21 protein-coding genes are annotated in these 23,149 nt (G+C 28.7%); 16 read left to right on the plus strand and 5 right to left on the minus strand.

Going from position 1 to position 23,149, the window contains the following annotated elements:
- Positions 1 to 451 precede the first annotated feature (451 nt).
- The 5 genes from R7X45_RS00360 (at position 452) to R7X45_RS00380 (ending at position 6,054) form a co-directional block, all read left to right on the plus strand.
- Entirely contained in the window at positions 452 to 1,786 is a 1,335-nt protein-coding gene (locus R7X45_RS00360) for an ATP-binding cassette domain-containing protein (protein WP_318055509.1), read from the plus strand.
- Positions 1,773 to 2,633, plus strand: coding sequence for an ABC transporter permease (locus R7X45_RS00365; protein ID WP_318055510.1), 861 nt, complete (start codon positions 1,773 to 1,775; stop codon positions 2,631 to 2,633). The genes R7X45_RS00360 and R7X45_RS00365 overlap by 14 nt, the downstream gene beginning before the upstream one ends.
- Entirely contained in the window at positions 2,626 to 3,450 is an 825-nt protein-coding gene (locus R7X45_RS00370) for an ABC transporter permease (protein ID WP_044285780.1), read from the plus strand. Before R7X45_RS00365 ends, R7X45_RS00370 begins: the two co-directional genes overlap by 8 nt.
- On the plus strand, positions 3,435 to 5,150 hold the full coding sequence (locus R7X45_RS00375; protein ID WP_318055511.1) for a hypothetical protein: 1,716 nt from the start codon (positions 3,435 to 3,437) through the stop codon (positions 5,148 to 5,150). The genes R7X45_RS00370 and R7X45_RS00375 overlap by 16 nt, the downstream gene beginning before the upstream one ends.
- Positions 5,151 to 5,214: 64 nt before the next feature.
- Positions 5,215 to 6,054 (plus strand): leucine-rich repeat domain-containing protein, encoded by an 840-nt coding sequence (locus R7X45_RS00380; RefSeq protein WP_318055512.1) that lies wholly within the window; start codon positions 5,215 to 5,217, stop codon positions 6,052 to 6,054.
- A gap of 10 nt (positions 6,055 to 6,064) precedes the next feature.
- Here R7X45_RS00380 and tsaB read toward each other — a convergent pair whose 3' ends face one another.
- Positions 6,065 to 6,592 (minus strand): tRNA (adenosine(37)-N6)-threonylcarbamoyltransferase complex dimerization subunit type 1 TsaB, encoded by a 528-nt coding sequence (gene tsaB, locus R7X45_RS00385; RefSeq protein WP_318055513.1) that lies wholly within the window; start codon positions 6,590 to 6,592, stop codon positions 6,065 to 6,067.
- A gap of 34 nt (positions 6,593 to 6,626) precedes the next feature.
- Positions 6,627 to 7,982, minus strand: coding sequence for a hypothetical protein (locus R7X45_RS00390; RefSeq protein ID WP_318055514.1), 1,356 nt, complete (start codon positions 7,980 to 7,982; stop codon positions 6,627 to 6,629).
- Positions 7,983 to 8,135: 153 nt separating this feature from the next.
- Between R7X45_RS00390 and pyrH the strand changes: the two genes are divergently transcribed.
- From pyrH to R7X45_RS00440, 10 genes are all read left to right on the plus strand, one after another.
- On the plus strand, positions 8,136 to 8,846 hold the full coding sequence (pyrH, locus tag R7X45_RS00395; protein WP_044284330.1) for a UMP kinase: 711 nt from the start codon (positions 8,136 to 8,138) through the stop codon (positions 8,844 to 8,846).
- Between the two features lies 1 nt (position 8,847).
- Positions 8,848 to 9,408: a ribosome-recycling factor gene (locus tag R7X45_RS00400; RefSeq protein ID WP_044285784.1), complete on the plus strand. Its 561-nt coding sequence runs from the start codon at positions 8,848 to 8,850 to the stop codon at positions 9,406 to 9,408.
- Positions 9,409 to 9,411: 3 nt separating this feature from the next.
- Positions 9,412 to 10,335, plus strand: a complete 924-nt coding sequence (locus R7X45_RS00405; protein ID WP_318055515.1) for a phosphatidate cytidylyltransferase — start codon at positions 9,412 to 9,414, stop codon at positions 10,333 to 10,335.
- A gap of 34 nt (positions 10,336 to 10,369) precedes the next feature.
- Entirely contained in the window at positions 10,370 to 14,761 is a 4,392-nt protein-coding gene (locus R7X45_RS00410; RefSeq protein WP_318055516.1) for a PolC-type DNA polymerase III, read from the plus strand.
- Positions 14,762 to 15,286: 525 nt separating this feature from the next.
- Positions 15,287 to 15,835: a hypothetical protein gene (locus R7X45_RS00415; RefSeq protein ID WP_318055517.1), complete on the plus strand. Its 549-nt coding sequence runs from the start codon at positions 15,287 to 15,289 to the stop codon at positions 15,833 to 15,835.
- A 600-nt stretch (positions 15,836 to 16,435) separates the two neighbouring features.
- Positions 16,436 to 16,795 (plus strand): hypothetical protein, encoded by a 360-nt coding sequence (locus R7X45_RS00420; protein WP_069098827.1) that lies wholly within the window; start codon positions 16,436 to 16,438, stop codon positions 16,793 to 16,795.
- Positions 16,749 to 18,038, plus strand: a complete 1,290-nt coding sequence (locus R7X45_RS00425; protein WP_318055518.1) for a glucose-6-phosphate isomerase — start codon at positions 16,749 to 16,751, stop codon at positions 18,036 to 18,038. Before R7X45_RS00420 ends, R7X45_RS00425 begins: the two co-directional genes overlap by 47 nt.
- 844 nt (positions 18,039 to 18,882) lie before the next feature.
- Complete coding sequence (gene dcm_N, locus R7X45_RS00430) at positions 18,883 to 19,302, plus strand: DNA (cytosine-5-)-methyltransferase N-terminal subunit (RefSeq protein ID WP_318055519.1); 420 nt, start codon at positions 18,883 to 18,885, stop codon at positions 19,300 to 19,302.
- Between the two features lie 2 nt (positions 19,303 to 19,304).
- Entirely contained in the window at positions 19,305 to 20,084 is a 780-nt protein-coding gene (gene dcm / locus R7X45_RS00435) for a DNA (cytosine-5-)-methyltransferase (RefSeq protein WP_318055528.1), read from the plus strand.
- A 3-nt stretch (positions 20,085 to 20,087) separates the two neighbouring features.
- Entirely contained in the window at positions 20,088 to 21,311 is a 1,224-nt protein-coding gene (locus tag R7X45_RS00440) for an MAG4270 family putative restriction endonuclease (protein ID WP_420372466.1), read from the plus strand.
- Between the two features lie 24 nt (positions 21,312 to 21,335).
- On the opposite strand, the gene R7X45_RS00445 is transcribed toward R7X45_RS00440, so the two are convergent.
- From R7X45_RS00445 to rplU, 3 genes are all read right to left on the minus strand, one after another.
- Positions 21,336 to 21,668: a hypothetical protein gene (locus tag R7X45_RS00445; RefSeq protein WP_318055521.1), complete on the minus strand. Its 333-nt coding sequence runs from the start codon at positions 21,666 to 21,668 to the stop codon at positions 21,336 to 21,338.
- Positions 21,669 to 21,751: 83 nt separating this feature from the next.
- A complete protein-coding gene (gene rpmA / locus R7X45_RS00450; protein WP_010321253.1) occupies positions 21,752 to 22,006 on the minus strand; it encodes a 50S ribosomal protein L27 in 255 nt (84 codons plus the stop codon).
- 7 nt (positions 22,007 to 22,013) lie between these two features.
- On the minus strand, positions 22,014 to 22,313 hold the full coding sequence (gene rplU, locus R7X45_RS00455; RefSeq protein ID WP_044284344.1) for a 50S ribosomal protein L21: 300 nt from the start codon (positions 22,311 to 22,313) through the stop codon (positions 22,014 to 22,016).
- 163 nt (positions 22,314 to 22,476) lie between these two features.
- On the opposite strand from rplU, the gene R7X45_RS00460 reads away from it, so the two are divergent.
- Positions 22,477 to 23,136, plus strand: coding sequence for a uracil-DNA glycosylase (locus tag R7X45_RS00460; protein WP_318055522.1), 660 nt, complete (start codon positions 22,477 to 22,479; stop codon positions 23,134 to 23,136).
- The last annotated feature ends 13 nt before the right edge of the window (positions 23,137 to 23,149 follow it).

Here is a 23,149-nt window from a genome sequence, read left to right on the forward strand (position 1 = left end):
GCAGTATAAAATTTTATTTTTGTTAAATTCGGGAAATTTGTGAAGTTACAACAGTTTTGCAAAAAATTGGTTCTATAAAGTACCAAAACTGGAAAATTTTAGGAAAATGTCGTTTAAAAGTTCTTGAATAACAGTACAAAATTTTATTTTTGCTAAATTCTTTTGTAAAGTTAAAAATATAGTATAATTTTCAAATAATCATGGATTTTGGAAAATACTATTTATATTTATTAAAATATTATATGTTTGCGGCATCACTCTTTGATGATGCTGCTTTTTTCCATGAATCTGCATCAGAAGATATTTTCGATAAATTCCCCACCACTCTTCATTAGAGAAGATTTTTTTCTTCAAAGATGAAGTTTTCATATTTTTTTTAGAATAAAATTACATTTTTTTATTTAAATTAGATATTGTTTTTAATTTTATCTACTCAAGAGGGAATTATAAAATGCAAAAATTTCACAAAAGTGAAACAATAATCTCGCTTGTTGATGTTGATAAGGAATTTGGTGATAAGAAAGTTTTAAATCAAATAAATTTGGACATCAAAAAAGGTGATTTTGTCACTCTTTTAGGTCCATCTGGATCTGGAAAAACTACAATTTTGCGCCTAATTGGTGGTTTTGAATGAACAACCCGAGGCGAAATTAAATTTAACGGGGTTGATATCAAAGATGTTCCAGCCCATAAACGAGATACAGCGACTATTTTTCAAGATTATGCACTTTTTCCACATTTGTCAGTTAGAGGAAATATTGAATTTGGCCTAAAATTAAAAAGAATTAAGAAAAGTGATTCTGAAATTCCACAGTCAACTTGGGAAAAGTTCGAAGATTTAAAGCAAAAATGGCAAGCAAAACAGGACAAAAAAATTGCAGAACTTAATAATTTGCAAGCAAACTTAGAAAAACAGCTTGAAAATCCCAATTTAGACAGCAAAACCCGTAAAAAATTACAGGATAAACTTGATGATTCAGATTTTAAATATTCTAATTGGGAAAATTATGTTTTTTATAAATCTGTAACTTTTGAAAAAAAATACCTTACTCGTAGAATAACAAAAACAGAAATTGATAACGAAATTAAGGATATTATCGAACTTGTTGGTCTAAGTGGCAACGAAAACCGTGCAATTTCAGAGTTATCTGGTGGAATGAAACAGCGAGTTGCACTGGCTAGATCGCTTGTTATTGAACCTGAAATAGTTTTGTTAGATGAGCCATTATCAGCTTTAGATGCAAAAATTAGACAAAAAATGCAAGTTTTTCTTAAAAAAATTCAGCAAAAATTAGGTCTAACTTTCATTTTTGTAACTCATGATCAAGATGAAGCCCTTCAATTATCAGATAAAATCGCTATAATTCGCAACGGAAAAATCGCTCAATATGACGTGCCAAAGAAAATTTATGACTATCCTGCCAATAAATGAGTTGCTAATTTCATCGGTGATTCAAATTTTTTTGAAGCAAAATTTATTGGGAAAAATAAGGTTGAAATTCTTGGGACTGAGCTTTACACAATTCACACAGAGTTTAATTATGGCCAAAAACTGGATGCACTTATTCGTCCTGAAGACATCGATATTGACTTAAATTCTGGATATTTTAAGGGTAAAGTGGTTCAAAATATTTATAAAGGGTCATATTATTGACTAGATATTCAAGTTGGTTCTAAAATTATTTACGTTGAAACTAACGATTTTTACGATATTAATACGCAAGTTTATCTAAAATGAGACGATGATGCAATTCACTTAATGGAGATTGAAAGTGGAAACTCTTAGCTTTTTTGATAAATTTTGACAAAATTTCAAAAAAAATTTAAATCCACGCATCAGTCTTGTTCTCCCTTATTTTGTTTTTGCCCTAATTTTAATAGTTATTCCGCTTATTTTACTTTTTGTTAAATCTGTAAGTCCACTTTCGACAAACGGCAGTCCATTTGACAACCATCTTTTAGTAAAAGAGCAAACAACTTGGCAAATTATTGCCCGTTCAATTTTTGTTGGTTTAGTTAGTGCCTTTATTTGCTTAATTTTAGCTTTTCCCTATGCTTTTATTGTAGCTAATTCAAAATCGCGTATTTTTAAAATTTATTCTTTATCATTAATAATTACCCCTTTGATCATTTTTACAATTGCAAAAGTTTTCTCATTACGGGCTTTATTTTTGGTAATGTTTGACGAAGGATCGTTAAATAATAACTCTTTTATGATTCTTGGTCTAATTTTTCTCAATTTTCCTTTTATGGTAATTCCACTTTATACAATTTTCAGAGATATGCCCAAAAACTTAATTGAAGCTGCCACAGATTTAGGATATTCAAAATTTTGAGTTTTGATTAAAGTGGTTCTTCCTTATAGTTTTCGGGCAATTAGCTCTGGATTTGCGATTGTTTTTTTAATGGCGGCAACATCAATAGTTGTCTCAGATAAATTGCTACCAAATGGATCACAAAATCAACTAATTGGAAATTTAATTAATAATTCTGCAAACACAACAAACCCTTTTGATCTAGCTCGAGTTTCCTCGCTTGTTTTAGTCACACTTTTAGTTTTTATTGGAATTTATACACTAATTCATTTTACGCCGATTGTTATCATGAAACTTAAAGGATTTAAATATGACTAAAATTATTGATTTTTTTCAAAAACACGAGATTTTGAAAAAAACTTATGTTTGATTTTTGATAATTATTTTTTATATTCCAATAATTTTTGGTTCTATTTTTTCATTTAACAGTCCGTCAAAAAAAGGTTTTGTCTCCTCAACATGGAACAAATTTAGTCTACAAGCATTTGACGAATTTGCAAAAGATACTTTTGCTTCAGCACTAATTAACTCATTAATTATTGCATTTTTTGCTGCAATAACCGTTGTTTTCCTTTCACTTTTAACAGTTTTTGCCCTCTGAAGACAAAAAAATAAATCAGTAAAAATTTATGTAAATGTCACCTCAAATATTCCTTTAATTAATCCAGATGCTATCACTGCAGTTTCGCTTGCAATTATTTTAGGCTTCATTTTTGGTTCACTTTCGGCGGCTTATGAAGGTCTATATCGGGCAATTATTTCCCATATTGTCATGACTTTACCTTACGGAATTTTGATAATGTATCCAAGAAGTGAAAAATTTTCGCTGAGCTTATATGAAGCAGCCCAGGATTTAGGCTACTCAAAAATGAAGGCATGATTTTTGGTTTATTTAAAACACATGTCACCAGCGATAATTTCGGTTTTTCCAGTTGTTGTTTTTCTTTCTTTTGATGATTTTATAATCACAAAAATTACATCAAACACCCAAACAGTTGGAACGCTTTTGTATCAAGGAACTTTTAAAACTTGAGCGCTAATGTTGGGAACAATTATGCTCTTTATTTCCGTGATTTCTAACTTAATTTGACTTTATTATAAAAATAAAAAGGAAAAAACATGAAAAAGAATTTAGTCAATTTTTTTGCCAAAGTAGCACTGGCTCTTTCGGTAGTTAGCGTTGTTTTTATTGCATCTTTTTCAAAATCAAGCTTCCCTTTTAAACCGGTTGTCTATAATTTTGAAGCTTACATTTCTGATTTTGGTCGCGATGTAATTAACAAAGATTTTAATTATCGCGAGTTTGGTGATGTTAGCGAATTTACAAAAGCAATTGAAGACAATCGCACAATTGCTGGGGTAGGTTCAGATTTTCAAATTGCACGTTTGGCTCAAAAAGGTCTTTTACAAAAAATAGACTATTCAAAACTTTTTCCAAATTGAGAGCTAACTAAGGTTTTTCAAAAACCGCAAAATTATGCCAGTTTTTCTTTGGCCCAAAGACAAGAATTTATCAATAAAAAAAGGGCCGCTTTTGAAGAAATGTTTCGTCCTGAAATTGTTGAGCATGTTGATAAATATGACCAATTCATGAAAGACGCCTATGATCCCCAAAAAAATCTTGACACTGATAATGACGGAATTCAGGACCGTTTTTGAGAGTTTTTCATACCTTATTACACCCAAGACAAAGTGATTGCCTACACAATTGGCGATTATGATGTTGATGGTAAAAGAAAAAATCTCCGTAAATTTCAGGGCAATTGAAGCGCTAAGCAAAAAGAACAAATTCAAGAAAAAGGCCTTAAATTTGAAGATCAAAGTCTTAGCGGAATTGGCAAAACCTTGAGAAAAAATGGCTACAGTTTTTTTGAATGAACTGAGGCTATGAGAGATAATTTGCTAATTGGCGCTGAAAAAACTAATCAATATGGTCAAATATTAACTGAAAATAACTATAAATCATTTGTTGATGGCTTTATTGACTATATTGGTGAAATTTCTGGTTTTGACTATTTTAATTTGCGACACAATGTTTTTAAAACTTCAGGTCTTGACTTAGCTAATTCAGTAATTGATCCTTCTTTGAATCAAGATGTTGGTTTTTTATATAATGGCGATTCTCTTGATGCCCATTATTCTAAAGATAATTATGAAGAACTCGAGGAAGAAAATACAATTGCAATTATCCGTCCAAAAAATAATTTAACTTTGCTTGATGGCTGAATTATTTTAAAAGACACTTCGCCCGAATTGACCGATAAAATTTATAATTCACTTTATGAAGGAATTTATAAAGGCGAAGATTTTGACTTAGAAGAAATTGTCCAAAACGCAAAAGTCGAGGTTGATTTTGATTTTGTCCAAAATAGCGAGACAGAAAAATTTGAACCTAAAAAGGGAAAAGGTTTTTATTTTGACTATGAATCTATTCCTTTTTTAGCAAATTTTGACTATATAAATTACACCCCAACATTTAAAAAATCCTTTAAATTCTTTAAGAAATTCTACTTTAATGATGCAGTTCAAACTGTTCGCGAAACTCTTGAGGGCGAAGATCGCTCAGTTTTTATTGACCTTAATGATGAAATTATTGATGATGAAAAAAATCTAAATTACGACAATATAAAGTCTGAAACTTCATCAAATAGGTCGCTTCGAGCTTTAAATATGTACCTTTCTCAACAACCTGAGCAAACTCTTTATGGGAATATTCCGACTGAAAATAACACTGACGAGGGTAGATATCAGATAAATTACACTTTTTTAATGCCCTTGGATGAAAGACTTGCTTCCCAAATTCGTACTTACTATAATTTAAAGACAAAAAATTAGCACTTTTATCGATAAAAGTTTCTAATTTAACATTTTTACTAAATATTATTGTAAAATTTACCTTATGTTCAAGTTTAAAAAAATATTAAAAACATTAGCACTTTTATCACCCGTGATTGCACTTTCTGCATGTGGCCAAAGTCCATCTCAGGCAGAACAACTTCTTTCTTCGATAGATAAAACTGATTCTAAATATGTAAAAATTGATGAGTCAACAAATTCTTTTGTGCTTGACCTGTCAGATTCTGGGCTAACAAAAATTGACAAATCTGCATTTTTTAGTCTAAAATCACGGATTTATCAAAAAACCACTCTTCAAAATCAGAATCAAACTAATCAAACTGATAGTGAAAATAGCCAAAAACCGCAGGAAACTAAGGTTAATTTTTATTTTTTGTCAAAAATAATTTTTCCAGAAACGCTAACTGAAATTGAAGATTATGCATTTTATGCTGATAGTGCAAATTTGACTGATAAAGAAAAAATTCAGGAACTTGATTTTTCAAAGGCTACCAATCTGAAGAAAATTGGCGATTTTGCTTTTCAAGGAAATAACATAACAAAATTAGTTTTACCTTCTTCTTTAGTTTCAATAGGTAAGCAAGCTTTTGCTAAAAATAATCTAGAACAGGTCGATTTTTCAAACTCAAAGAATTTAGAGATTATTCAAACTGGCGCTTTTTTTGATAATAAAATTAAACATCTTGATTTTAGTCAAAATACTAAATTAATCGAGATTTTCACTAGCGCTTTTGAATCTAACAAAATTGAAACCGTAAAATTCAACAAAAGTGCAAAACCAGTTACAATTGGAACATCAGCTTTTAAAGAAAATGTTATAAAAAATAACGAAAATTTCGAGAACCTTCCTGAATTAAGCTCTCTTAAGTCACCATTTAATTAATTTTTTTAAACTAATTGTTATACAAAGGGAAAACATTGACTAAGTTTTCCTCTTTTTTAAATAATTTTTGAGCTTGAGCAAAATTATTTAAAATTAATTGATAATCAACTTGATCATCTGGCCCATTTTTGGTCTTAATATCTGAAATTTCAGAGATTAATTGGCCGTCATGAGCAAAGGCGCTAAACTGTGAATTTTTACTATAACTAATAAAATATTGTCTTTTTTCCTTTTTTTCAAAGGATAAAAGGCTAAAAGTTGAACAAGTTCAAAGATTTATATCGCCTAATTGGGCAAGAGTTCTAAAAAATGTCAGTCCAACCCTACATCCTGTAAATGTTCCTGGCCCTAAATTAATGTAAAAATCGCTAAAATCTGTAATTTTTAGATTATTTTTTGACAAAATATTTCGAACTAATTCAGGAAGCAAATCAGCTTTATTTTTAATTTCAACTATATTAGAATCAACAAGCTCAAAATTTTTGTCAAAAATTGCTAAAACTAGGTCTTTACTTACACTATCAATAAAAAATTTCATAATTAAAAATATATTTTAATACAAAATTTTGATTTTAACTATAAACATTAGAACGAAATTCTGCAGGGTATCTTCTTCATGTCAGAAAGTATTTTCTTGGCTTATCAGGTTGAAAATTTACATTAGAAACTCTAATTCGGTATTTGCCGTCTTCAAAAGCTTTAAAGCTAATTTTGTCAAACGGGCTTATATCTGAGTTTGCTTCAATAATTTTTTCTCAACTTCCGTGAAAAATTTCGATTGAAATATCAAAATCATTTGTTTTATAATTTGGCTGACCATAAATCAAATTACTCGCTCCATCACGCAGTGTTTTACCAAAATTATAAAAAAAACCGCTAAATCCCGATAAGTATTCCCCCACAACTTCTTTTTCAGAAAATTTATCATGAAAAACAAGGGCTGAAAATTTTTGATTTTTTAGAAGTTCAACAGGCTCGCTTACATAATCATTTCCGTCATAATTATTGTATAAATAATTGTCTTGTTCGAGAGTAAAATAGGCATCTTTGTAATTAATAAATCCAAAACCTTCGCTTGAATGAGCACCGTTAAATCCTAAATTGCTATTTTCTGATGGTTGAGCCGTTAATGATAAGGCTGAAATTATTTTTAGATTCCTTTCTTTTAAACTTTCATAAGAGTCAAAACTTGATGAAAGTGCGCTAAAAATAGCAGAAAGTAGAAAAGCTGAGTAAAATTTTATGTTTGAATCACGAATATTTAACTGATAGGCAAATTTTAATTCTGGAAGTATAAAGTGATTTGATTTTACCACCCCAGCGCTAGTGCCAAAATTTTTGACATAGTTAAAAAGGCGCGAATCTTTCTTGAATCTGTCGTCCTGTTTTGCAAAAAAGCTGAAATTACTATTAATTTCATCACCTAGACTTCTGCTTCCGTCAAAAAAATTTATTATTCCAGTTTTACCACTTCAATAATCAAGAAAATTTCCTAATTTTAATAAGTCTCTCCCATTTGAAAAATATTCATTTAAAAAAGTTCTTTTTTCCTTATATAAGTGCAAAACCATCTCGACCCCAACAGTTTCAAAATGTGAAAGACCTTTATTTCATTGCTCACCTGTTTTAAAACGATAAATAATTAAATTCGAATTAGGGGCAAAAAACTGAAAAATTGCCTGTAAATTGTTAAAATCATTGTTATTTTCGTCCCCGTTTTCTTCAACAAAAACTCCAACTTTAACATTTCTATTTACTTTATTTAAATTTGCATCAAAATTTAAGTTTGAGGCAAGCTCTTTAAAATCAAAATTTGAGTTTTGATACTGGTGAAAATCACCAGATTTTTGGCTAAAAAGCAAAAAAGGACTTAATATTGTTAAACTAGGCAAAATAAGTCGCTTAAAAATTCCCTTAATTTTCATCATGATCTCCTTCTTCTTTTTCTTCACACATAATTAAATAAACGGACTAATTTTTGACTAAAAAAAGTAAAATCGACACTTTTTTCCTAAATTTTTCCTTTTTTGTAAATAATCGATTAAAATAAAGTATAATTAAATAAAATTTTTTGAGATAACATGAAGTCAACTATTCTAATTAAACTTTCGGGTGAAAGTCTAGCTAACAAACAAAAATCACTCGCAATTGATTATGAACTTGTCGGTCGAATTGGCCATCAACTTAAAGAAATTCAAGCATTGGGTTATAAAATTTTAATTGTGATTGGCGGTGGAAATTTTTGGCGTGGAACTTCCGCTGCAAAAAACGGAATAAATCGAAATACTGCCGATTATATCGGCATGCTTGGGACGGTAATGAATGGACTGGCCCTTGATTCAGTTTTTCGTGATTTAAAAATCAAAACTCGCGTTTTGTCTTCAATGAGTTTGGATCCTCGAATTTGTGAGTATTTTGTTCGAGAAAAAGCTATTAAATATCTCTCAGATGGTCATGTTTTAATTCTTGTCGGTGGAACAGGTCGTCCATTTTTTACAACAGACAGCGCCGCTACCCTTTTTGCCTCTGAAATGGATGCAAATTTAATTCTAGTTGGTAAAAATAATGTAAACGGGGTTTTTGATTCTGACCCTAAAATTAATCCAAATGCAATTAGATATGATAAAATTACTTATGATCAAGTTATTGAAAAAAATCTCAAAGTAATGGATTCAACAGCCTTTTCGATGGCGCGCGATAACAAGATTAGATTATTAATTTTCGACATTAAAGAAGAAAATAGCATTGTAAAATTAATAAAAGGTCAAATCAAACATACGGAGGTTTATTAAAATGAAATCTGAAATTGAATTCAATTTTTATAAAGAAATTCTAGAACAAAAAGCGCAAGATGTTTATTCCTATTTGGAAAAAAGTTTCCAAAAAGTAAGCGTTGGTGCACCAAATCCCCAATTAATTTCCCATATTAAAGTTAGTTTTTACGGGACGCTAACCCCAATTAATGAAATTGCATCAATTTCAACCCCTGTACCCTTACAACTTTTAGTAAGACCGTATGAAATGTCACTTGTAAAGGAAATTGCAACTGCAATAGTTGCATCAAAAATTGATGCTCAAGTTCAAAAAGAAGCTAACCAAGTCCGTATAATTTTTCCTGAACCAACACAGCAAAAACGCCAGGAAAGTGTTCATTTATTGAAAAAAATTCATGAAGAAGCTAAAGTTAAAATACGTCTAATTCGTCAAGATGTTAATAAATTAATAAAAAAAGAAGAGCTTTCCGAGGATCAAGAAAAAGACTATCTCAACCAGGTTCAAAAAACAATCAATTCACAAATAGAAAAAATTGATGAAATTTACGAAAAAAAAGTAAAAGAAATTCAAACTCTTTAAAAAATGCGGGCATTTTTCCCAAATTTTAGATCTAAGGAATTTTTATATCGCTTTTTATCCTCAGTTTTTATTATCGCAATAATTGCTCCAATTTTATTTGTAGGTTATTATTGACATTTTTGGGGGCGAATAATTTCCTTTGGTGTTTTAGCATTTGTTTTATTTTATAGTTTATACGAAATTTTTTTTCACTTTCAATCCAAAAAAATTTTTGCTGCAATATCTGCATCATTAGGTTTTTTACTATTTTTATTACCTTCAAATTTTAACTTAAATCAGATCTATTTTTCTAAAGACGTCGAGTTTAGTTGAAGTTCAATAGAATTTTTTGCAAGAGAACAAGTTTTAGATTATCATATTTTTTTCACCTTACCTTTTTTAATAGTTATTAGATTTATGGACTCTAAACAAAAAACTAATTCGCGTTTTTTTTCAGATATTTTACTTAAATTTATAATTATTTTTATAGTCACATTATTTTTTAAATTTTTGTGAATATTAAACACATTTAATGTGTTTTTAGTTATTTCTTTGGCTTTAATTGCCGTAATTTCCGACATTTCTGGTTACATTTTTGGTTCACTTTTTGGAAGAAAAATATTTCCTTGAAAATTTGATTTTTCTCCCAAAAAATCAATGGAAGGCTTCATTTTTTCCTTCATTTTTTCCTTAATTTTTACTTTATTAATTTTTTTACATCTAAATTTCGGAATTCAATTGAATAATTGACTATTATTTAAAATTTTGGCAGTAATTTTCCTGCCAATTGTAGCTATTTTTGGGGACATATTTTTTTCTGTTATAAAAAGATACTTGAATATAAAGGATTTTTCACAAATTATTAAGGGTCATGGTGGAATTTTTGACCGTCTTGACTCTATTAGTTTTGTTTTTCTATCATTTTTTACAATTATTCTAATAATTTAATTTTTTCTTTTTTTTAAAAAGAATGAGGGTGGCTATGAATGTAAGATTCAAAAAATTTTGTGAGTGAGTTAATTGGCAAATACCGCCAGATTGAGATGATGTTCGAATAATTCAAAACGAAAATTCAGACAATGATAATGCTCCAAACGAATTTTCAGCAATATTTAAAAAAACTAGCCTACCAAAATTTTTTGACTTATATTCTTTTATTAAGTTAATTTCGACAATTAATAAAAAATCCTCAATTTCAAGTTGTAAAATTAATTTTGATTATGAAATTGAACAGAATTATTTTCATGAACATGAATTATTAGAATATCTAAACGGTTTAATGGAAACGTTTTCAAAATCTAAGAATTTTTTTGAAGATAAAGAAATTGTAAGAGCCGGTGCTGCTAAATTTAAAATTTTTTTTCGAGACTCAGAAAGCCATGATTTTTTTAAAGAGTACGAAAATAAATTGCTGAAAATAATAAAAAAAATTGGTCTAATTCATTTAGATCTAATTTTTATACTTGAAGACAAGCAATTACCACCTCAAAAAGAATTAAATTTAACCATAGAAAGTGTTTTAGACCCTTCAACATCTCAGGCTTCTGTTAGCAAGAAAAAAACCTCGAAAAAATGCAGAAATTTTGAGCTTATTAATTTAAAATTCATTCGCTCACATAAGAATTCTAATGTTGAATTCCACGGTGAAATTTATAAAATTTCAACAATAAAATCAAAAAACGGTGGTCAAATTTTAAAAATTTATGTAAATGACTATGAATACAAAGAAGCAGTTGTTGTTGATAAATTTTTGCGAGCGAATCAAAATGTTGACCTAAAAGTTGGCGATTTAGTAAAAATTCGTGCTGAAATCAAGGACACAACCTCGCGATATAAGTCAAATACTGATCTAACTTTGTGTGACATTACTAAAATAGAAACATCTGACTTTTTTCCTGACCAAAATATTGATACTGCTAATGAAAAAAGAGTTGAAATTGCCGCTAGAACTTGAAAATCAACTATGGACGGAATTGCAAGTGCAAGCGCATATGTTCGTCACGCGTTAAAAAATGGATATTCGGCAATTGGAATAGCTGATTTAGATTCTGTCCAAGCTTTTCCTGAGTTTTACGCTGCTATTAAATCAACAAATATTAAGCCTATTTACGGTTCAACTTTTTCAACATATTCATCAAAAATTGAAAAAGTTTTAAATTTTAATGGTAAAAATCAGTCACTAAATTCAGCAAGATTTGTCATTTTTGACTTAGAAACAACCGGACTTTCATCATATTATAATGAAATTATTGAATTTGGTGCGCTTGTTTTTCAAGATGGAATTGAAATTGAAAAGCATCAGTTTTTCATTAAACCATCACAAAAAATACCACATTTAATTACAAAAATTACTGGAATTACCCAGGAAATGATTGACGAATTGGCTATTTTGCCGGTCGTTGCTGTTGAAAAAATAGACAAAATTATCAAAAATTCGGTTCTAGTGGCCCATAATGCAAATTTTGACTTTAATTTTTTAAATCAATTTTTTAAAAAACATGCGCAAAAATCAGTGGAAAATCCGATTATTGATACGCTCGAAGTAAGTCGTTTTTTGAATCCTTCAGAAAAAAGTCATAGTCTTAAAAATGTGGCAAAAAGATTTGAAATTTATTATGATGATGAGGTAGCTCACCGGGCAGATTATGATGCGCAAATTTTATCCAATGTGTGAAGAAATTTTCTTAATACATTACAAAACCAAAATATTCAAGATTTAGAGCAACTTTCATCAGTAAAAAATTCAATTTTTGATCTTCGCCCAGAAAAAATTTTCCCAAAACAGTTGACAATATTAGCCAAAAATCAAATCGGCCTAAAAAAACTTTATAAATTAGTGTCGCTAGCAAACACAGAAAATTTAATTTCCCGTCCGCTAATTTTTTATGACAAAATGGAAAAAGACCCTGATTTATTGGTAGGTTCAGGAGGAATTGATTCGCTTTTGATCCAGAATTTACTTTATTTTGGGCCTGACAGTGTTGAAAAATTTGAAAAAATATTTGATTTTATCGAAGTTCCACCTCCAACTGCGTTTGTTCATTTAGTAAAACGTGAAATTTTTACACAAAATCAGATTGAAGATTTGATAAAAAACTTGTTGAATTTGGCAAAAAAATTAAAAATTCCAGCTGTTGCAATTGGCGATGTTCGTTATTGCCAGTCTCGTGAAAAAATTTTTCATGAACTTTATATTTATGCAAAAGGTGTCGGCGGAGTTAACCATCATTTGTTTGATCACCAAGAAAAAGAACGAAAAGACCCTAAAAACAGTCATATTTTTCCTGATAAACATTTTTTTACAACTGATGAGTTAAAAAAACAGTTTGAATTTTTACAAAATCCTGAATTAGTTGATGAATTTGTGGTAAAAAACTCTAATTTAATTGCTAATTCAATTTCAGATAGCATTGAAATTATTAAACCCGGCCTTCACCCGCCAGAATTTGATAATTCCGAAGTTAATTTAAAAGAAAATGTTTACAAAAATGCATATAAAAAATACGGGAATCCATTGCCAGAAATTATCAAAACTAGAATAGAAAAGGAACTTATTCCAATCATTCAGCACGGTTTTCACGTTGTTTATTGAATTTCAAAGCGAATAGTTGATGAAGCTAAATCTCAAGGTGCAATTGTCGATTCCCGTGGGTCGGTAGGTTCTTCTATTGTTGCATATTTGACTGGAATTACAGATGTAAACCCACTTTTACCACATTATTTGTGCCAAAAATGCTCTAAAGTGGAATTTTTTGATTCACAAGAATTTTTATCAGGATATGATTTGTTAGACAAAGAATGTCAAAATTGTGGTCAACTTATGGATAAAGACGGTCATAACATCCCTTTTGAGACTTTTTTAGGATTTAATGCCGAAAAAGTTCCTGACATTGATCTAAATTTTTCAGGTGAGACGCAACTTAAAATGCACGATTTTGTTCGTGACCTTTTTGGAAAAGATAAAACATTTCGTGCCGGAACTATTTTGACAAATGCCGAAAAAACTGTTTTTGGTTTAGGGAGAAAACTTGGCGAATTTAAGGCAATGTATGATTCAAAATTTGATCTAAACCGTGAAGTTTCATATTTTACAAATACATTTCTCGATTTTCTGGCCACAAAAGCCCAAGGTGTAAAACGAACATCAGGAAAACACGCTGGTGGAATTATAGTCATTCCTCAAAATCGTGAAATAGAAGATTTTACCCCTATTAATTTTCCAGCAAATAATGAAAAATCTGACTGAAAAACAACGCATTTTGATTATAATGCGCTTCATGATAATCTTTTAAAACTAGATATTTTAGGCCATGATGATCCGACAATTTTGCTTCATTTAGAGGAAATTACTGGTGTAAAATCGGATCAAATTCCAAAAAGTGACCATAAAATCTTATCACTTTTTACGACTGCAAAAGAATTAGGTATTCAACCAGGTCAAATGCTTGGCGAACAGACGGGAACAATTGGAATTCCAGAATTTGGGACTCCTTTTGTTAGAAGAATGCTTCAAGTTGCAAAGGTAAAATCTTTTGCTGATATTGTCGCAGTTTGTGGTCTAGCTCACGGAGGTGGAGTTTGGCAAAATAATGCTGAAGTGCTAATTTCCAAAAAAAACCACGCAATTAACGAGGTAATTTCGTGTCGTGATGATATTATGATTTATCTTTTAAGAATGAAACTAGATCATCTTGATGCTTTTAATATTATGGAAAAAGTTCGAAAAGGAAAAGGACTTACACAAGGCGAAATTGATATTTTAACTGAAAAAAAAGTGCCAACTTGGTATATTGACTCATTGCAAAAAATTGGCTATATGTTTCCAAAAGCCCACGCGGTTGCCTATGCAATGAAAGCTTGAAAAATCGCATATTTTAAACTATATCACCCACTTGCATTTTATTCATCATATTTTTCAATCAGACCTGATGTTAAAGATATTGATACATTAATTCAGCCGCCGGACAAAATTGAGGCTAAAATTCTGACACTACAACAAAAGCAAACAAATCAAAACGGATCAGGCCAAGCTTTAACCCCAAAAGAAAAGGATTTAATTCCCTTTTTAGAAATCAGTCTTGAACTAAAACTACGAGGATTTGAAATTGAAAATGTTAATCTTTTAATGTCAGATGCCCAAAATTGAATTGTTAATAAAGAAAATAATTCATTAATTCCACCATTTATTTCAGTTGATGGAATTGGTGATATTAATGCCCGAAAAATCATTCAAGCCCGTAATTTACGACCTTTTTCGTCAATTGAAGATTTTCAAACCAGGACAGACACAAATAATACTGCGCTAAAAAAATTAATACAATTGGGAGTTTTTGATAAAATTTCTAAAACAACACAAGTAAATTTATTTGATTAAGTAAAAACAACAAAAAGCGAGTAAAATTATGAATATCGGTGGCAAAGTTTTATTCAAAGTCAAATCTTTACACAATTCCAAATTTTATTGTGTTATTTAATAGGATTTTCCATCAATTATTTCCTTAGGTTAATTAAAAAAATGAACTTTTGATCCACAGTTGAAAAATTTCTAAATCTTAAAATACCAAAAAAATTTTCAATAATCCCGTTTTTGTCTAATATTTTGTATTTTAGCCTTTTTGTCTATTTAGTTTTTCTGTTTAATCCTTATAAGCAAAAAAAGCATTATTTTTTGCTTATTTTGTTTTTTTTAATAAGCTATCCATTCCCTTATCTCGCAATTGTTTCAATGTTAAGTTTGAGTCATAATGGAGATTTTTTAAGACATTTTTATTTAAAAATTTTTAATAATTTTTTTATTTTGCATTTGCTTGAAATAATTACTTACTTAATTTTTTATTTTCCTTATTCATATGTTTGTAGTTTTTTACAAAAAACATTCCGTTTTTATTTAATAAAAAAAGTGAAACAAAAATTAGGTCGACTAAATCCAGAAAATAAATTCGGTTTCTTAACTAACTTTGATTATGATAGATATTATAAATTTGTGTGCCAAAGAAAACTTTATTCACGTCATTTCGACATTAATAATTGACACCAATATGATCAAATTGTCGAAAATATTATCAAGTGAATAAATAACATTTCATGACATTCACAAGGTTATTTACCAAGATATTATTCTCATATAATTTTGGAAGTGTTTTTATTTAATTCTGATAATTCTAATAATTCAGAATCAAAAATCAATCCAAAAAAATGAAAATATTTTTTAATATTTTATTTTATTTTTACAGCATTGCATTTTATATTTACATGATATCCACTTTGATTAGTTGCAGGATATTATTATTGAGACCAATTAAATGTGAATCTATATAAAGAACTTTTTGAAAGTGATGTTGCTTTTTGAGGACTACCATTCTTATTTCTTTATATAGCCTATGTCATTATTCCTATGGTTCTTTATTTCCCAAAAACATGGCTGACATTTTGACTTTTTGAAGGATAAGAATTATTAAAATTAGTAGAAAAAATTCAAACAACTAGTTTTTATCTATGATTTTGATTGTACCACTTTTGTTAATTTTTCTACTAATTTATTTTGTTTTGAGTCTTCCCGAGTTTCCTAGTTTGATGAGATAATTTTAAAAAAGTCTCGGGATTTCTGTACTTTTTAACTTTTTTAGCAAAAGCTAATTACAAATTTTATTAGTGATTTATTAGGATATCAAAGTAGAAATTATGCTATTTCAAATTGTTTGATCACTAGAAACACCATTGCGATTTTTAAATATCATTTGCAGATTTGATGTGTTAAATTTAACCCTTTGTCTTAATTTTTGCTATCAAATTGACAAACCCAGGGAAAAAATAATTCTTAATTCCACAATTTATTTCAGTTGATGGAATTTGTGATATTAACACCTGAAAAATCATTCAAGCCCGTAATTTACGGTCTTTTTTGTCAATTGAAGATTTTCAGACCAAGCAAAAACAAACAATACAGCACTAAAAAAATTAATATAATTGGGAGTTTTTGGTAAAATTTCTAAAATAATGCAAGTAAATTTATTTGATTAAACAAAAATAATAAAAAGCGAGTAAAATTATGGATATCGGTGACAAAGTACTATGTAAAATCAAATCTCTACATAAAAAATATTTTTGGGTTTCAATGCCTGATGGCTATGATGGCGTTGTTTTTTTAGATGCAAAACAACTAACAAATGGTCGAAAAATTGATAATTATTACCAAATAGGCCAACAACTTATTTTAAAAATTGAGACAATTTCTCATTTTAACAAAAAAGCATCACTTTCAGATAGCCGTAGAGTAATTTACTACAATGAAGCCGAACATCTTTTAGAAACTCAATCAGGATTTAAAAATCTACAAAAATTATGCGAGGAGCAAATAAATTATGAGTCTAAGTTTAGAAATAAAGTCAAAAATAAACCTGAATTATAGTGAATTTCAGCAAAAAGTTGCTGAAATTCACGAAAAAATTAATTCAAAATCTAGTCCTGATATTAATTTTTTAGGGTGAAATGATTTTCCTAGTTCTGCTGTTAATTTTGATGAAATCAAAAAAATGCAGCAAAAAATCCAAAAATTATATGAAGACTCTATTAATATTTTAGTTGTAATTGGAATTGGTGGTTCATATTTGGGCGCAAAAGCTGCTATTGATTTTACAGGTGGTCTTGGTCCTTTTGACAATAAACCCGAGGTTATTTTTTTAGGAAATTCGCTATCATCAACAGATTTAGCCCAAAAACTTGAATATTTAAAGACAAAAAAATTCGCAATTAATGTTATTTCCAAATCTGGATCAACAATTGAGCCAGCAGTAACATTTCAAATTTTATACCAATTTTTAGTTGATCAAGTTGGTGAAAAAGAGGCGAAAAATAGGACTTTTGTTACAACAGGTTTTAAATCTGGCGAACTTTTAGAAATAGCAAAAGCAAATAATTTTGAAACATTTGAAGTTATTGACTCAATTGGTGGCCGTTTTAGCGTTCTTTCATCTGTTGGATTTTTTCCAATGATATTTGCTGGAATTGATGTTTTTGAGGTAATTGAAGGAGCAAAACAAGCGCACAAGAGTTATTCAAAAGAGCTTGTTGAAGAAAATTTAGCCTATAAATACGCACTTTCTCGTTTTTTACTTTACAAAAATCACGACTATAAAACTGAAATTTTAGTTTCATATGAACCATTTTTAATGTATTTTAATGAGTGGTGAAAACAACTTTTTGGTGAATCTGAAGGAAAAAATTTAAAAGGAATTTTTCCAGCTTCTGCAATTTTTACTACAGATTTGCATTCACTTGGTCAATTTATTCAATCAGGAACTAAAAATTTTTTTCAAACCGTTATTTATATAAAGAAACCAAAATTTGACATTGAAATTAAAAAGTTGCCAACTTTTGAAACAAAAATTAACACACTTTCAGGAAAAACCTTAAATGAAATTAATTATCAAGCATTTTTAGCAACAACACTAGCGCATTCAGAGCAAGGAAATAACCCTAATTTTGTAATTCAAGTTGAAGATAGCTCGCCAAAAACATTTGGTCATTTAGTAATGTTTTTTGAAAAAGCATGCGCAATGTCGGCTTATTTGCTCGGAGTTAATCCATTTAATCAACCTGGTGTTGAAGATTACAAAAAGGAGTTAGTGAAAAATTTAGGTTGATCTAAGTAATTTTTTTGCCTTTTCCTGATCTTCCCAGTTTGGTGAGATAATCTTAAAAAAGTGTCCGATTTTTTGGGCACTTTTTTAACTTTTTTGGCAAATTCAGGAATAATAACTACAAAGCAAAAACACTAAATTTTAAATCTGACCATCACGAAAGAAAAAATACAACTACTATTTAAACTCAATGCAAATAGAAAACTCATTTTTATTTACAGTGAGCCTAAAAAAATATATGAAGTTTTGAAAGAACAATAACCAAAAGCCATAAATTTAAAGATTTCTAAACGGGTAAATTTAAGGCATTCCATCATATTTAAAAACATAATGGATAATTCGCATTTTCTGATTTTTTTATGACAAAAACATAACTAATTCCCCCTTAATTCAATATCAAAATTTATTAATTTATTCTTAGTGAGTCTTATTATAACATAATTTTATTTTAGGCCAAACATTTTTTTCAAAAGGTTAATTTCTAAACTATAAAAATTAAGGTTTTAGCCTAAAAAAAACACGAATTTACGGGTATTTTTTGCATATTTACATTCACTAAAATGTGAATTTTTGCCATCAAACTGCCAAACTCAGGAGTTAAAAATTTAGGCTGATCTAACTAATTTTTTTAGATTTATGCTCTAAAAAATAAACAAAATTAAAAAATAAACTCGGAAAAAAGCCAACACCTTACTGTTAACTTTTTTTGTCTTGGTTTATTTTGGTCTGGTTTTTTAAAAATTTGCTATAAATTTATACACTTTTTGTAAAATTTACGATTTCTATAGTCTTTGAATTTACTTTAAGTTTTTATTACGCGTTATAATATAAAGTAATTTTTGAAGAAAGGTTATTTATGAAAAAAATAACTATTTTTGAAGCTTTTGCTGGTCTAGGATCACAATTGCGTGCGCTCAGATTGGTAGGAAAAACTCTAAATTTTGAAGTTGAATCATTAGGAATTATTGAGTGATATATTCACGCTATTATTTCTTATCAAATTATTAATTATGAAGTCCTACCAGCAGATACAAAAACACCAATAGAAGTAATTATTGATCAACTTTCTTCATTAAGCCTTTCAATAGATAGCAAAAATTTAGTGTCTAAAAATTATTTTCAAAAAATGAAGGAAGATAAATTGCGTAAAATTTATCCTTATTTTTTAAAAATGCTCAATAATCCGTCTCTCTCTCTCTCTCTAAGAATAATAAAAATAATTATTATCCTTGATATTCAGATATTCATCAAGTTAATCAAATACCTAAAAATATAGATATTTTTACTTATTCTTTCCCTTGCCAAGACTTATCGACACAAGGATTACAAAAAGGCCTTAATCCTTCAACAAGAAGCGGGCTAATTTGGCAAATTAAAAGAATTTTAGAAAATAATTTAGATAATTTACCTAAAGTTTTGTTGATGGAAAATGTAAAAAATTTAGCTAGTCAAAAATTTCGTGGTGAATTTAATAATTGAATTAATTTTTTAAAAACTTTAGGCTACAAAAGTAAATGAAAAATTTTAAACTCTACTGATTTTGGATCATCTCAAAATAGACAAAGAGTTTTCATGGTTTCTTGGTTAACTAATAAAAAATTTGAATGACCAACCACAATAAAACATAACAATAATTTAAGAAAGATTTTAGATTTTACTTATCTACCAAATGAAGAAAATCTAGCTAGCAAAATTTTTAAATATCAACTAACAAGCCCTAGAATAACAAACTCAAGAATTAAGAAAAGGGAAATTATTAATTTTACTAAATTTAATTCTGAAAACTATATTTATTATCCTGACTTTTTCGGACCAACACTTACAGCATCAGGGGCTAACTCTAGACTTAAATTTTTGATTCAAGAAAACTACATAAGAGAAATAAATTTTTACGAGTCCTTTAAATATATGGGTTTTACAGCACGTGATGCTCATAAAATTTATAAAACAAATTTAGTTCAACCAAAATCTATAATATTTTTAGCTGGTAATTCAATATCTATCGAAGTTCTAAAAGCACTATTTGAAAAAATTGTTTTGCTTTTAGAAAAGGAGTAATAGATGAGTGTAACTTTGAGATGGAGTAAATTAAAAATTAAAAGCAAACACTTTTCAGAAAACAAAAATAAACCACAATTTAAAGGGGAAATATTTTTTGTTTATGATATTGAAAGTTTAGTAATTCATCATTTTTATATTCAAGTTAATAGCTGTGTCATGTCTAAATTAGTTACTAAAAGTCATAGAGAAGAACATGAACAAAAGCATATTAATAAAACAAGTTTTTGCTATTATAAAAAAAGGAGTTTTTGCTATTATAAAAAAAGGGAAGATTTTTTTAATAGTCTTGAGCAAAAAGTTGCTCAAAAAGATAGACCACCTAGATCTAAAACTTATAATCAAGATGATTTACAAATCTTAAATGATAATGAAATTGTACACTTAAATCAACTATTAAGAACACCAAATTTTTTAACCACAATTAAAAATTTATATAAATTTATCTATGGTTCCAACCCAAGTGGAGAATTGCTTATACCTGAAAATGCTCCTATTATTTTAGATGATGAGGAAAATTTTGATAAAAATATCAGTTATTTTGCACTCTTTTTCACATATTATTCTGATTTTAAAAATAATAATTATGAATATGATGAATATTATGGTATTTATAAGGATGATGATTTATTCGAAGGTGGTGAAAATTATTTTGATAGATTTAAAGATGCTCCTAAAAATTCAAAACTTCATAAAGTTTATCAATCATTAGTAAAACTCACTAGCAAAAAATCCAGTAAAGAAAGTGGCAAGAAAGTTTTAGCAGAAATTGAAAAGTATTTATCATTAGATCAAATTAATTCTTTAGTAGAAAAAGAAAGAACAAAAATTCAAAAAATTAAGATAGATTCTATTAATATTCTTGATTTGGATAAACCAATTCATTTATTAGACAGAGCGCATATTTTCCCAGTTGAAAGAATTAAAGATAAAATAGTAACACTAGTAAATAGGAAAAAATATAATCTTACCAGTGATCAAGTAAAATACTTTGTTAAAAAAATCACAGAAGCTCATAATTTAATAGCTTTAGATAAAAACTCACATACTCAGTTTGATAGAAATGAATTTACATGAGATTCCAAAAATGGAAAATTGGTGATTAAGTGTTGCAACTCACCACAAACATGCAAGCATATATCTAAAGAAATTACCGATCTTCCAAAAGAAAAGATTACTGATGATATTTTAGATAATCTCTATTTAAGAAATTCTGGGAATATTTAGTGTTTTGGCTTCACTAAGTTTTCCTTATTCTGATTCATTTTTAGTTATTTCGTAATATCTCTTAGCTATTTCTATTAATTCTTCTATTGTAAATTCGTTTCAATCGGGTTCAATTTGTTTTTTAGGTTTGCCACTACCTGGCTTTTTGTTGGCACCCTTTTTATTTAATAATTGATCTTGCATACCATTATTATAGCATCGAATAATTTTTTTGATTCCTAGATCTAGATCTTTTCTGGTTATAAAATTCGTATCTGCCGAAATATCATTTATATAATTTATTGTTTGTTTTAATCCAAATCCATTGTAAATTTTATAAATCATATCAAACTCGTTATTTATAAAGTGTCTTGACATTAGTATTCTCCTTTTTGTTGCATTTGAAAATTTAAAAAAGCTAACACTTTGGGCGTTAGCTTTTTTTGTTTTGGTTTAAAATTTTAATCGCTAACAATAACTGTTGCATATTTGCGCTTTCTAGTTTTATGAAATTTTACAATTCCATCAGCAAGTGCAAATAAAGTATCATCGCCACCAATTCCAACATTTAATCCAGGGTAAATTTTAGTTCCCCTTTGACGGTAAATTATTGAACCAGTTAGCGCAAATTGTCCATCAGCGATTTTTTGGCCGAGTCTACGACCTATCGAATCACGGCCATTCTTGGTAGAACCACCAGCTTTGGTCTTTGCCATTTCTAAATTATCCCTTCAATTCTGTTATTTTTACGCGGGTAAAGGGTTGTCTGTGCCCTAATTTACGTTTGTGAGTTGATTTTGGATTGTGACGGTAAACGACAATTTTTTTACCACGGCCTTGTTTTTCGACAACGCCAACAACAGTTGCATTTTCAACAAAAGGAGTTCCAATTTTTCCATTAATAAAAAGAACATCTGTGAAAATTACGTTTTCACCTTCGTTTTTATCAATTTTTTCAATAAAAATTGTTTGATCCTTTTCAACTAAAAGCTGTTTACCACCGGTTTTAATAATTGCAAACATAAGATGCTCCTATGAATAATCATCCTAAAGGCACTAAATACTGATATCATTTAGATTTTAACCTTTTTGGTATGGGATGGTTTAACAAAATAAACAAAAAAATTATACCACTTTTATTAAAAAATCAAAAAAATTATTTTTTTAGTTTGTTATAATTTGACCTATGAAATCTAGCTTAACTTTTGCCACTTTTTTAGAACAGGAAAGTAAAAAAACCTATTTCCAACAGCTTGAAAAAACATTAGAAGTTGAATACAAAAATTACCAAATATACCCGCAAAAACAAGATTTATTTCGTGCTATCGAGCTAACAAGTCTTGAAAATTTAAAAATAGTTATTGTTGGCCAAGACCCTTATCACCAAAAAGGACAGGCAGATGGACTTGCTTTTTCCAGTCGAGCCAAAATTTTACCACCGTCACTTAAAAATATTTTTTCTGAAATAAAAAAATCATATCCAAACTTTTCAAAAACAGACGGAAATCTCCAAAACTGAGCAAAACAAGGCGTTCTTTTGTTAAATACAGTTCTTTCTGTCAGAGAATCAAGCCCTAATTCACATGAAAAAATAGGTTGACAAACTTTTAGTCTTAATTTAATAAATTTTATTGTGGCCAACAAAAAAGACATTGTCTTTTTAATTTTAGGTCAAAAAGCTAAAACTTGCCTTAAAAATGTGGACTTTTCTGCTCAAAAAGTGTTTTTTTATTCACACCCTTCGCCCTTAGGTTTTTGAAGATCGCTAGAAAATTCAAGAGTTTTTGAAAAAATGAATGATTTTTTGAAACTAAAAAATAAAGAGCAAATTAATTGGAATTTATAGAAAAAAGTGTATA

This window comes from Mesomycoplasma ovipneumoniae (genome assembly GCF_033343935.1).
Taxonomy (GTDB): Bacteria; Bacillota_I; Bacilli_A; order Mycoplasmatales; family Metamycoplasmataceae; genus Mesomycoplasma; species Mesomycoplasma ovipneumoniae_G.